The organism is Sphaerisporangium fuscum (genome assembly GCF_018531465.1).
Lineage (GTDB): Bacteria > Actinomycetota > Actinomycetes > Streptosporangiales > Streptosporangiaceae > Sphaerisporangium > Sphaerisporangium fuscum.
On sequence record NZ_JAHDTF010000013.1, the window covers coordinates 203,955 to 215,700 of the forward strand.

General features: G+C 71.1%; 13 protein-coding genes. 4 read left to right on the forward strand and 9 right to left on the reverse strand.

Annotation, left to right across the window (positions count from 1 at the left end; translation table 11 throughout):
• Positions 1-171 precede the first annotated feature (171 nt).
• Entirely contained in the window at positions 172-1,653 is a 1,482-nt protein-coding gene (locus tag KIK05_RS17500) for an acyltransferase family protein (protein ID WP_308249967.1), read from the forward strand.
• Between the two features lie 10 nt (positions 1,654-1,663).
• Here KIK05_RS17500 and KIK05_RS17505 read toward each other — a convergent pair whose 3' ends face one another.
• From KIK05_RS17505 to KIK05_RS17515, 3 genes are all read right to left on the reverse strand, one after another.
• Positions 1,664-2,533: a phosphotransferase gene (locus KIK05_RS17505; RefSeq protein WP_443729121.1), complete on the reverse strand. Its 870-nt coding sequence runs from the start codon at positions 2,531-2,533 to the stop codon at positions 1,664-1,666.
• The gene (locus KIK05_RS17510) at positions 2,425-2,697 is read right to left on the reverse strand and encodes a hypothetical protein (protein WP_214411781.1); all 273 of its coding nucleotides are present in this window, start codon (positions 2,695-2,697) and stop codon (positions 2,425-2,427) included. The genes KIK05_RS17505 and KIK05_RS17510 overlap by 109 nt, the downstream gene beginning before the upstream one ends.
• A 113-nt stretch (positions 2,698-2,810) precedes the next feature.
• Complete coding sequence (locus KIK05_RS17515; RefSeq protein ID WP_214411782.1) at positions 2,811-3,254, reverse strand: ATP-binding protein; 444 nt, start codon at positions 3,252-3,254, stop codon at positions 2,811-2,813.
• A gap of 149 nt (positions 3,255-3,403) precedes the next feature.
• Between KIK05_RS17515 and KIK05_RS17520 the strand changes: the two genes are divergently transcribed.
• Entirely contained in the window at positions 3,404-4,228 is an 825-nt protein-coding gene (locus KIK05_RS17520) for a helix-turn-helix domain-containing protein (protein WP_214411783.1), read from the forward strand.
• Entirely contained in the window at positions 4,218-4,424 is a 207-nt protein-coding gene (locus KIK05_RS17525) for a DUF397 domain-containing protein (RefSeq protein ID WP_214411784.1), read from the forward strand. Before KIK05_RS17520 ends, KIK05_RS17525 begins: the two co-directional genes overlap by 11 nt.
• A 225-nt stretch (positions 4,425-4,649) precedes the next feature.
• Here the strand turns inward: KIK05_RS17525 and KIK05_RS17530 are convergent, their stop codons facing one another.
• The 6 genes from KIK05_RS17530 to glgA all read right to left on the reverse strand — a co-directional run bounded on the left by KIK05_RS17530 (position 4,650) and on the right by glgA (position 10,440).
• Positions 4,650-5,516, reverse strand: coding sequence for a GNAT family N-acetyltransferase (locus KIK05_RS17530; RefSeq protein ID WP_250562944.1), 867 nt, complete (start codon positions 5,514-5,516; stop codon positions 4,650-4,652).
• A gap of 149 nt (positions 5,517-5,665) precedes the next feature.
• Positions 5,666-6,670 (reverse strand): HEAT repeat domain-containing protein, encoded by a 1,005-nt coding sequence (locus KIK05_RS17535; RefSeq protein WP_214411785.1) that lies wholly within the window; start codon positions 6,668-6,670, stop codon positions 5,666-5,668.
• 6 nt (positions 6,671-6,676) lie between these two features.
• Entirely contained in the window at positions 6,677-7,345 is a 669-nt protein-coding gene (locus KIK05_RS17540; protein ID WP_214411786.1) for a HEAT repeat domain-containing protein, read from the reverse strand.
• 193 nt (positions 7,346-7,538) lie between these two features.
• Positions 7,539-8,231, reverse strand: a complete 693-nt coding sequence (pgeF, locus tag KIK05_RS17545; protein ID WP_214411854.1) for a peptidoglycan editing factor PgeF — start codon at positions 8,229-8,231, stop codon at positions 7,539-7,541.
• Between the two features lie 340 nt (positions 8,232-8,571).
• Complete coding sequence (locus KIK05_RS17550; protein WP_214411787.1) at positions 8,572-9,201, reverse strand: DUF4232 domain-containing protein; 630 nt, start codon at positions 9,199-9,201, stop codon at positions 8,572-8,574.
• A gap of 60 nt (positions 9,202-9,261) precedes the next feature.
• Positions 9,262-10,440: a glycogen synthase gene (gene glgA / locus KIK05_RS17555; protein ID WP_214411788.1), complete on the reverse strand. Its 1,179-nt coding sequence runs from the start codon at positions 10,438-10,440 to the stop codon at positions 9,262-9,264.
• Between the two features lie 67 nt (positions 10,441-10,507).
• Between glgA and glgC the strand changes: the two genes are divergently transcribed.
• Positions 10,508-11,743 carry a glucose-1-phosphate adenylyltransferase gene (gene glgC / locus KIK05_RS17560; protein WP_214411789.1) on the forward strand — a complete coding sequence of 412 codons (1,236 nt, stop codon included), beginning with the start codon at positions 10,508-10,510 and terminating at the stop codon, positions 11,741-11,743.
• Positions 11,744-11,746 lie beyond the last annotated feature (3 nt).

The following is an 11,746-nucleotide window of genomic DNA, read 5'->3' on the forward strand; positions in this document are numbered from 1 at the left end:
TGCATCGAACCTGCCGGCAGGCATCTCGGTGGTAGGGCCAGCCCTACCACGATGGTCGTGATTTCCCCGAGGAAGAGTCCCGCAGGCATGACTGCGCCGGCACCCCCTCCGGCGGGAGGCTCGGACCAGCTGATCTTCCGATGACCTTCCCCCGACGACGCGAGGTGTCCCGTGCCCGCTCTGCTCGACAGATCCCCCGAGGTGACCGGCGGGAGTACCGCCCACCGGTCGCCCGACGGACCCTCCACCGTGACCCGCACGGACGGGAACGGCGGCGGCACCGCGCACGCGTCGCCCGACGGGCCCCCCACCGCGACCCGCACGGAGGTGACCGGCGGCGGCACCACCCGCCCCGCCGCCGTCGGCACGGGCGCGCGCCGGCCCGGCCGCGATCTCTTCATCGATTTGCTGCGGCTGTTCGGCATCGCCATGGTCGTGCTGGAGCACTGGAGCATCCCGGTGCTGTCGTACGCCGACGGCCGCATCACCACCGGCAACGCCTTCGCCGCCCCGGGCGCCTTCGTGATCACCTGGATCAGCCAGGTGATGCCGCTGGTGTTCTTCGCGGGCGGCGCCGCCAACGCCATCAGCCACCGTTCGCACCGTTCGCGCGGCGGATCCGATCCGCTGTGGCTGGCGGGCCGGGTACGCCGCCTGGCCTGGCCGGTGCTCCCCCTGGCCGCGGTGTGGGTGCCGCTCCCCCACCTGCTTCTCGCCCTCGGCCTGCCCGAGCAGCCCGTGCAGACCGCCGCCCGCCTCGCCGGGCAGCTGCTGTGGTTCCTCGCGATCTACCTCGTCGCCGTGGCGCTGACGCCGGTCCTGCTGCGGCTCGGTGAGAGGTACGGCCGTCTCGTCCCGGCCGCGCTCGTCCTCGGGGCGGTCGTGGTGGACGTGGTCAGGTTCACCGGCTTCGAGGCGGCCGGGTTCCTCAACATCGCGCTCGTCTGGCTGGCGGTGCACCAGCTCGGCTTCCTCTACGCCGAGGGCAGGCTCGGCGGTTTCCGGCTGATGGCGTTCGGCGGGTTCGGCGCGGCCGTGGCGCTGGTCGCCTTCGGCCCCTACCCCGGCAGCATGATCGGGCTGCCGGGCGCGGCGACGTCGAACATGGCGCCCCCGACCCTCGCCCTGCTCGGCGTGGCGTTCGGCCAGATCGGGCTGGCGATGCTGCTGCGGCCCCGGATCGTGCGGCTGGCCGCCAGGCCCGCCGTCGCCCGTGTGGTGAGCTGGGCGGGCCCGCGGATGATGACGGTGTACCTGTGGCACATGAGCGCGCTGTTCGTCGTGGCGGGTGTGACCGTCGTCGGCCTCGGGGTCTCCACGCCCACGCCGGGCGGCGGCACGTGGCTCACCGGCTGGCCCCTCTGGCTGACCGCGCTCGCGCTGGTCCTGCGCCCGCTGATCCGCCTGTTCGCCCGCTTCGAGGAGGCGCCCGCCAAGCCGCACCGGCAGGTGAGCTGGACGCGGGCCGTCGCGGCGACGGCGCTGGCGGGCGCGGGCCTGCTCACCCTCACGATCACCGGCTTCGCCACGGGCCCGGCCCCCATGCTGGGCGCCGCCGCGATCGTCACCGCCCTGACGCTGGTGACCCCCTTGCCGGCCCGCCTCCAGCCGTCCCCCGCGAAGCCGCAGGGGGTACGGCGGGTCGCGGCCTGAGCGGCGGCTCTCAGAGCGGGAGCCGGGCGAGGACGCCTTCGAGGCCGCCGCGCACCGTGCCGGGGTCGCCGAGGTCGAGACCGTAGGTGACCTCGTACCACGGGCCGAGCCGGTGCCACAGCAGCGCCCGCTCGGCGAGCTCCGGAGTGGCGCCGTACTCGGCGGCCACCGCCCGGGCGAAGGGCGGCGGCGTACCGTGGAGCGCCCACGCCAGGTCGATCGCCGGGTCGCCGACGTGAGCGTCACCGAAGTCGATGATCCCGCTCAGCGCGCCGTCCCGCACCAGCACGTGCTCGGGCCCGAGGTCACCGTGCACCAGGACATGGGCGGGCAGCGCGGCCACGGCGTCCAGCAGAGCCGACGCGACGTCCCGCCGGTCGTCCGGCAGGAGCGGGACGACACGCGTACCGAAGTCCCGCACCGTCGCCACCCGCTCCCGCAGCACTTCCGGCACCGGCGGCGCGCCGCGCCGTACGGCTTCGGCGGGGTCGGCTCCGTGCAGGGCGCGAAGGAACGCGCCCAGCGTCCGGCCGTGCGCGGGGTCGAAGGTCTCGAGCGGGTCACCGGCGACCAGCTCGTGCCGTACGACCAGCGGCTCCTGGTGCAGGACGTGGGGCACCGGGACGGGCAGCGGCAGCCGCGGCGCGAGCCACGGCATCAGGCGGGTCTCCATGAGCAGCCGCGGGACCACCTCCGGCCGCCTGGGGCGGCGCTCCACCCACCGCCCCTGGACCAGACGCGCCCGGCTGTCCCACCCGCCGGTCGACATCGTCACGCCGCACTCCTCTCGCGCCGCCGGCCCGCCACCACGAGCCGGGCGGCGACGCCCAGGCAGACGGCGGCGAGCAGGGGCAGCAGCAGCAAGGCCGGGTTGCCCCATACCGGGACCAGGTCGAACGTGGCGCCGCACCTGTCGTGCAAGGGGAGCCACCGCCAGGCCTCCCGCCAGTGGACCGACCGGTAGGCCTTGTCGTAGGTGGCGCCGGCCCGATGGCAGGCCTCCTCCAGGGGCAGCAGGGGGATGGCGAGAACGAGGGTGTTCACGACGGCGTCGATCTTCAAGGACTTCTACCGGGGGTGGCTGAGGCGTCGCGGGCGGCTCATGCCGGAACCCTAGCCCAGTTCCCGCCGGCAGGCGCTCTCGACCGATCGGGAGATCATCCGGCCGGTGGCGGGTGGTCCTTCTTCCGCTCGTAGGTGACCTGGAACCACACGGTCCGCCCGGTGGCGTCCTGGCGTACGTCCCAGCGATGGGCGAGCATACGCACGATCCGGAGCCCCCGCCCGCCCTCGCCGGATTCGTCGTCGCGGATGCGCGGGACGTCGTCACCGCCCGCGTCCAGGACCTCGACGTGGATGAAGTCGTGGCAGTCGGCGAGCGCCAGGGTTATTCTGCCGCCGTTCCTGGAATCCGAATGGACGACCGCGTTGGTGACCACCTCGGAAACCAGCAATGTCACGTCGTCCAGAGCCGGGTGGTCTTCGCCCAGTTTCTCACCCACAAAGGCACGGGCCGATTTCGCCGACGCCGGATCACCCTTCAACTGCGTGACGCCTAACAGTCTTCCGGTTCGCATGTCCGCGGCCTTCTCCCTCGCCATTGAGACCCCGCGTCCTGGGGACTTCGCCTCACCAGCATGACCACGGAGAGCTACGATCGATAGCGCTAAGTGCTCACCTTGCTGCACAGCTGTGTACGCAGGCTTGTGAGCGAATCCGGAACCCCCGATTCGGACAGGATGGTGCGGTTTTGTCCCCCAAAAGAGAAATCGACCCGAACGAGTCACCACGCGCCCTTTTCGCAGCCGAGTTGCGTCGCTACCGGCAGGCCGCCGGGCTCACGCAAAGGGCGCTCGGGGCGCGAATGAGCTTCTCGGACAGCCAGGTCGCCATGGTGGAATCACTTCGTCGCGCCCCGACCGAGGAGTTCGCCCGGGAGTGCGACAAGGCCCTCCGACTGGACGGCACGATGACGGGCCTGTACCTCGCCACACTCTGGAAGCACGCACAGGAGCACATCCGGCCCTTCCTGGAGGAGGAGCAGGAGGCGACGGGGCTACGAAGCTGGGAGCCCGCACTCGTCCCGGGCCTATTGCAGACGGAGGCATATGCCCGCACAGTCATCGCCGCCTCCCCCGGAATCACCCCCGAAGAGGTGGACGAACGTCTCAAGAATCGCATGCAGCGACAGGGACTCCTACGCCGCGAAAACCCTCCGCTCATCAGCGCGATCATGGATGAGGCCGTGATTCGTCGCGTCATCGGCGACGCGGTCGTGATGAACGAGCAACTACGGCGCCTGCTCGAAGTGGCCCAGCACCCGAAGGTGACCATACAAATCGTCCCCTACGGGATTCCTGCTCACTGCGGAATGATGGGAGGTTTCATCATTGCCGAACGAAACGGAGTCCCGCAGGCGGCCTATGTCGAAGGGCAACCCAATGGGCGCACTGTGGACGACAGGGCGACGATCAACCGGCTGATGCTCCGATATGACGCAGTCAGAGCCGAGGCTCTATCGTTCAGACAATCTCTCAAACTCATTGAGGAAGTGGTGAACGGCTGTGTCTCGTGATCTGCGTGGTGGCGCTCACTGGCGCAAGAGCAGCTACAGCGGCGACGACGGCAACTGCGTGGAGGTGGCGTCGAACCTGCCCGGCCTCGTCGCCGTCAGGGACAGCAAGAACCCGGCCGGCCCGGCCCTGCTCTGCACGCCGGGCGAATGGCTCGCGTTCGTGAGCCAAGTCAAGATCGGCACCCTGGACGCCTGACGTCCCGGCCCGGCGTCCCCGGTACGAACGCGGTGTGGCCGGCTCCGGCGAGAGGCCCCCCAAGGGGGCGGGAGCCGGTGTCACCGCGAGGAAGGGGCGTGGCAACGAGGTCGAACTCCGCAAGCCTCCGGAAACGGTCGTCTCTGCGAACCCCGGAAGCGTCGTCTCTGCGAACCGCGGAAGCGGTCGTCTGTGCGAACCGCTCGGGGCCATCGAGCGCAGGAACTAGGCGTCCCGGTATTTGTCCCTGGCCTCGGGGAGTGGCTGGAAGCCGGCCGCCTGGTAGGTGGCGACGGCGCCGATGTTGGAGCTCGGGGTGCAGACGATCGCGCTGGAGGAGCCCAGTCGCTGGAGGGCGGCCGCCGCGGCGACGGTGATCGCCTTGCCGTGGCCGTGACCGCGATGTTCCCGGTGCACGCCCATCGGCTCGATCAGGCCGGGCCTACCCGGACCGGCCGACCACACCGTCACCGCCGCCACCGCGTCACCCTCGTCGTCGTACGCGACCAGACACCGGGCGTCGGCGTACGGCGATCCGGCCGCCATCGCGTGCCAGCGTTCCTCGGTGAACGTCGACCGATCGAACGATGCCCGCTGCACGGCGGCCCGCACGTGCGCCTGCTCCGGCCCGATCACCTCGATCCGCACGCCTGGGTCCTTCACCGGCTCCGTGAGGTCGCGGCGCAGCGGTGTCCACGGCTCGCCGGCGTTCCAGCCGTTCTCGGACAGCAGATCCTGGACCAGTGCGCGCATGGGCGCTTCGACGTTCACCTTCCCCTCGATCAGCACGCCGCGCGCCGGATCGGTCACGTCCTCGACCAGTCGCCGCGCCAGTTCCTCGTCGCGCTGGGCGTCCGGCGCGATCGCCAGCCGCAGCAGACCGGGATGGTCCAGCAGCCCGACGGCGAGAATGTGCCCCTCCCGGCTCCACGTCCGGACCGCCGCGGCCGTCGCCTCCGCCCCGAACCGCCAGAACCAGCCCAGGTCCCCCGGATGCAGTTGCATGGGCGCCCTGTCGTACTGCCACTCCCGCAGCACGCCCACGACCTCGCTCAGCCCGCCGACTCCCGGCTCACCCGACACGATCGCCATGCTCCCGATCACACACCACCGCACCGGCAGTGCGCATCCGGTTTCCGGGCCGGCCGGGTGCGGGCTTCTCGCCGGGTATCGCGGAGACGACCGATGATCGAAGTGACACGACCGGCTCTGCCGCCCCCTTGTCCAGGGCGAAAGATCCGTTACCGCCCGTCGCGTATCCGGAGAACGTACGCCGCGGTGAGCGCGACGGCACGGTCTTCGTCATGTGACAGATCTGCGAGGGCGCGTGACGCCACGGTTCCCGGGATGTCCGCGAGCGCCTGTGTCAGCCGTTGACGTGCGGGCGGTCCAACGGCGCGGTCGGCGAGGCGATCAACGAGCCTGGTGGCGATCTGGTCCGCCGACCCGAGACGACTCGCCAGCGCGCTCAGCGCATCGGCCGCGTCGACGTCGTTCGTCCCCTCGACGACCATGTCGATGAGCGTCGGGACCGCGTCGGCCACTCCGCGTGCACCCAGTGCCAGGGCCGCATACCTGCGGACCACGATGTCGGGGTTAGTGAGGGCGTCCTGCAGCAGCGCGGTGGCCGCACCGTCCGGAATCTCGGCGATGGACTGGACGGCCCGCTTGCGCACCTCGGCTGCCGGTGAGACGAGGCCCTCCGCCAGCAGCGCCGATCCGTCCTCGCCCGAGCGCGCCAGAGCCCAGCGGAGGGCTCCGGCGACGTTCGGGTCCGTCTCGCTCAGCACCGCCTCGACCAGTGCTTCCACTGGCACCGGAACCTCTCCGGCCGAGGACAGGGCCGCGCGCTGGCGCTTGCCGGCGCTCTTGGCCCCCAAGGCCTGGAGGAGCGCGACGACCTGGAGGACGTCCTCCCAGCCTTCGGGTTCCGCGGCACCGATCCGGCGGAGCCGGGTGAGCAGCTCCGTCTCGGCCGCGATGCGTTCTTGCGTCTGGCGGATGAGATCGTCGACGAGCTCGGAGGGCGTGAAGTCAGGGTCATCGAGCGCGCGCTTGACCTCACGCAGCGACAGCCCCAATGACCGCAGGCTCTCGATATGGAAGATCCGCCGGATGTCCTCGCAGGAGTACTCCCGATAGCCGGCCCCGGAACGACCCGTCGGCCGCACCAGGCCGAGCGAGTCGTAATGCCTGAGCATGCGGGCGCTGACCCCGGACCGCCGTGCCACATCACCGATCAACACTGGCCATCACTCCTCCTTGCCGGTGCCGCCGAGGGCCACGACGCGCTTCGCCTCCTCGATCGCGAACTCGAATCCCGCGTCCGGGTCGCGCAGCAGCCGTTCCGTGGCGATCGCGTGCCGACGCACGCGAGGGTCGAGATCCGTCATGGCGGCGCGCAGGGTCGGCTCGATCACCTTACCGAGCGCGATCAGCGCCCGGCTGAGGCTCAACTGTGTCTCACGCTCGCCGCGCCCGAGCTGTGTCGCCAGCACTCCGGCCAGTTCGGGCTCTTCACCTTCGGGCACGAGTACGACCGCTGTCCGCCAGGCGCTTCGCGCGACCTCGTCGTCGGCGTCGGTCAGAAGCGCCCGTGTGATCGACGGCCACGCCCGCCGGTCCCCGATCTTGGACAGCGTGTGCAAGGCCTGGCTCCGTGCCTGCGCCCGCTCCGAGCGGAGTTCGTCGATGAGCTTCGGGACCGTCGCCGACGCCGAGTGGCGGGTGAGTGCCCACGTGAGCATGTCGCGCACGTAGAACTCGGGCTCGATCGCGCACCGTTCGATGAGCTTGTCGATGAACCTCGGGTCAGGGGTCGTGCCCACCGCCAGCGCCGCCCGCAGCCGCACTGACGAGCTGCTGTGCTCCAGCCCCTGGAAAGCCTGGATCGTATCCGTGTCCTGTTTCGGCATGGCCATCGGGACCACCTCCTCGGCAGCAGTGAAGAGCTTGTCACCGTGTCAAGGTCAAGCGCGGTCTCTCCGATCCACAACTGGAACGAGCTCGGCATGGTCGCGTTGTCGATCACGCAAGAGCCGTTCGTGTGAACAGGAAGCCCGGCTGCGGCCGGCCGCGGCGGGTGAGGTCAGGCGCGAGGCGGCACCCGGCCCGTCAGGCTTCCGGGCTGAGCCAGACGTAGCCGGCGAAGCGGCCGGTCACCTGTTCTCTGCGGTAGGAGTACAGGTCGGCGGTCTCGATGGTGCAGCGGTCGTCGTGGCGGACGTCGCTGACCCCGGCCCTGGCGAGCTGCGCGGTGATCGCGGCCCGCAGGTCGAGCGCCGGGGTGCCGGCACGGGTGGCCGACCAGGCCTCGGGGAGGAGCGCGCCGACCTCCTCGCGCATCGCCGCGGGCACCTCGTAGCACTTGCCGCAGGCCAGCGGGCCGATCGCGGCGACCAGGTCGGTGGCGCCGCGCGAGCGCATCGCCTCCACCAGCGCCGGCACGACCCCGGCCACCGTGCCCGCCCGCCCGGAATGGGCGGCGCCGACCAGCCCGGCGACCGGATCGGCGAGCAGGACGGGCGCGCAGTCGGCGACCAGGACGGCGAGCGCGAGCCCCGGCCGGTCGGTGTGGACGCCGTCGAGCGGGGGCGCGTCGTCGCCGAACGGCTCGGTGACGTAGGCGACGTCGGGGCTGTGCACCTGCCGCATGAACACGACGCGTGCCGGGTCGAGACCGAAGCCCCTGGCGGTCAGGGCGCGGTTGTCGGCCACCGCCGAGGGGTCGTCGCCGACCCCGCCGCCGAGGTTCCTGCTGTCGTACGGCCCGGCGCTCACACCGCCGTGCCGGTCGGTGAACGCCATGGTGACCCGGTCGATCGAAAGCACCGCACCAGCCTACTGAGTTCGCCGTGCCGCGACCGCCGCCGCCGTCCCGGCCGTGCGGGCCGGCGACGGGACGCCGGGGGCATCGGTGAAGGTCAGAGCCGGCCCGGGAACCGCCGTACCGTTGAACCGCTCTTCGCACTCCTCCGTACCGTCCTGGGATTACCTTTGCTGTTTGTTACTCGGGAAGTGATGGGAGTCAAGGGCGGACATGGACGGCGTTCCCGGACTGGTTCCAGCGCTGCTGATCGCGGGCGCGATCTTCTTCGTCATCTGCCTGCTGCTCGGCGTGTTCGACCGCCCGTGACGCCATCGCTGCTCACAGACTCGCCCCGGCGGCCATGGGAGAGACGTCGATGCGGCCGTCGTCGCACGGGCCCGCCACGAACGGGATCTCCAGGTGGGTGCCGACCTCGTCGGGCGGCAGGATGATCAGCCGCGCCGACTCGGGACAGCGGGTCTCGCGTCCGACCGGCACCACCGTCCAGTGCATCTTGGCGTGGGCCGAGGCGCCCGGCCGAAGAGTGACGCGGACGGCCTTGCCGCCGTCCCTGCGGGTCCTGGTGCGCAGGACGTCCCCCTTGCCGTCGATCATGATCAGCCCGACGTAGCCGTAGAGCCGGCAGGCGCGCGCGGAGGTGTTGGTGAGGACGAGAGGGGCGTACCGCTGGCCGGCGCCGGCGTCCTGCCTGCCGACCCGGGCCGACAGGTCCGAGCTGTGGCACCGCCCGGCGGCGGCCGGCGTCATGGACACCCCCGCGGCGCGGAGCCCGCGGGGGGTGACCGAGGAGCCGGCCACCGCGGCGGAGGACGCGACGGGGCCGGGCACCTCGGCGGCGGCGCGCCCGGTAGGCGGGGGCGCGCCGCCGCAGGCGACCGATGCCGTCAGCATTCCCGCTGACAAGGCGAGGAGGATCGCGGGCTTGCGGACGTACTCGAATCGCTGCATGTCCCGTTAGACGCCGCCCCGCCGCGTTTTGTTGTCGCGGATCCGGGCGGTTTCCCGGAACTAGCGGGTCAGGGAGTCGTAGAGGGCCTGGGTGCGGGCGGCGATGGCGGGCCAGGAGAAGTGGTCGACGGCGCGGCGGCGGCCGGTCTTGCCCATGGTGGTGGCGAGTCCGGGGTCGGACAGCAGGGTGTTGACGCGGTCCGCGATGGCGGCGGCGAAGGCCCGCGGGTCGTGCGGTTCGCCGTCGGGGCCCTGGCCGACGGGGACGAGCAGCCCGGTGGCACCGTCGTCGACGACCTCGGGGATGCCGCCGGTCGCGGTCGCCACGACGGCGGTCTCGCAGGCCATGGCCTCGAGGTTGACGATGCCCATGGGCTCGTACACCGAGGGGCAGACGAAGACGGCGGCGTGCGTGAGGATCTGGATGACCTGGTTCCTCGGCAGCATCTCCGAGATCCAGACGACTCCCTCCCGGGCCCGCCGCAGCTCCTCCACCAGGCCGGTCACCTCGGCGGCGATCTCGGGGGTGTCGGGGGCGCCGGCGCACAGCACCAGCTGGGCGTCCGGGGCGAAGGAGCGCGCCGCGCGCAGCAGGTGGGCCAGGCCCTTCTGCCGGGTGATGCGCCCGACGAACACGACGTACGGCCTGGCCGGGTCGATGCCGTGCGCGAGCAGGACGTCGGTGCCGTGGTCGGGGGCGTACTGGGCCGTGTCGATGCCGTTGTGGATCACGGTGACGCGGTCCTCGGGGATCTCGGGGTAGCAGGCGAGCACGTCGCGCCGCATGCCCTCCGACACCGCGATCACCGCGTCGGCGGCGAGCAGGGCGGTGCGTTCGGCCCAGCTCGACAGGGTGTAGCCGCCGCCGAGCTGCTCGGCCTTCCACGGCCGCAGGGGCTCCAGGCTGTGGGTGGTGACCACGTGCGGGACGCCGTGGAGCATCTTGGCGACGTGACCGGCGAAGTTGGCGTACCAGGTGTGGCTGTGGACGACGTCGGCCCCCTCGCAGGCCGCGGCCATCTCCAGGTCGACGCCGAGCACCTGCAGGGCCGGGTTGGCCTCGCCCAGGCCGCCGGGCACGCCGTACACGTCCACCCCCTTCTCCTCGCGCGGCGCGCCGAAGCAGCGCACCCGCACGTCTGCCAGGTTCCGCAACTCGCGGGCGAGGTACTCGACATGGACCCCGGCACCGCCGTAGACCTCGGGTGGGTACTCACGGCTCAGCAGATCAACGCGCATGTTACGACCTTAGCGTTTGGGAGTGTTTATGCAGGTTTAGCAGGGCGAAGCCGGGTAACGTCGAGCTATGACGACGTCCAGAATCCTCGCGATCGTGCTGGCGGGTGGCGAGGGCAAGCGGCTGATGCCGCTCACGGCCGACCGCGCCAAGCCGGCCGTGCCCTTCGGAGGCATCTACCGCCTGGTCGACTTCGTGCTGTCCAACCTGACCAACGGCGGCTATCTCAGGATCGTCGTCTTGACGCAGTACAAGAGCCACAGCCTCGACCGGCACGTGACCCGCACCTGGCGGATGTCCACGATGCTCGGCAACTACGTCACGCCGGTGCCCGCGCAGCAGCGTCTCGGGCCGCGCTGGTTCGCCGGGTCCGCCGACGCGCTCTTCCAGAACCTCAACCTGATCTACGACGAGATGCCGGAGCACTGCATCGTCTTCGGCGCCGACCACATCTACCGCATGGACCCGCAGCAGATGGTGCGGCAGCACATCGACTCCGGGGCGGACGTGACGGTCGCGGCGATCCGCCAGCCGCTGTCGCTGGCCGACCAGTTCGGGGTGATCGAGACCGACCCGAGCGGGCGCCGGATCGCGGCCTTCCGCGAGAAGCCCAAGGACGCCGTCGGCCTGCCCGACGCGCCCGACCAGGTCTACGCCTCGATGGGCAACTACGTCTTCAAGACCCAGGCGATGATCGACGCGCTCCGGGAGGACGCGCTCGACCCGGCCAGCAAGCACGACCTGGGCGGGAACATCATCCCGATGTTCGTGAAGTCGGGGACGGCCGAGGTCTACGACTTCGCCGACAACGCGGTCCCCGGCTCCACCGAGCGCGACCGCGGCTACTGGCGGGACGTCGGGACCCTGGACGCCTACTACGAGGCCAACATGGACCTGGTGTCGGCCCATCCGATCTTCAACCTCTACAACGACCGCTGGCCGATCTACACCGGCCACGACCCGCTGCCGCCGGCGAAGTTCGTGCACAACGAGGGCGACCGGATCGGGCACGCCCTGGACTCGCTGGTGTCGCCCGGCGTGATCATCTCCGGCGGGACCGCCTCCCACTCGATCCTCTCGCCCGGCGTGGTGCTGCACTCCCACTCCCAGGTCGAGGACTCGGTGCTCATGGGCTCGGTGAAGGTCGGCCGGGGCGCGATCGTCCGGCGGGCGATCATCGACAAGAACGTCGTCATCCCCGACGGCGCCCGCATCGGCCTCGACCCCGAGTACGACCGGTCCCGCTTCGCCGTCACCAAGGGCGGCGTGGTCGTGATCGGAAAGAACGAGATCATCGAAAGGTAGCTC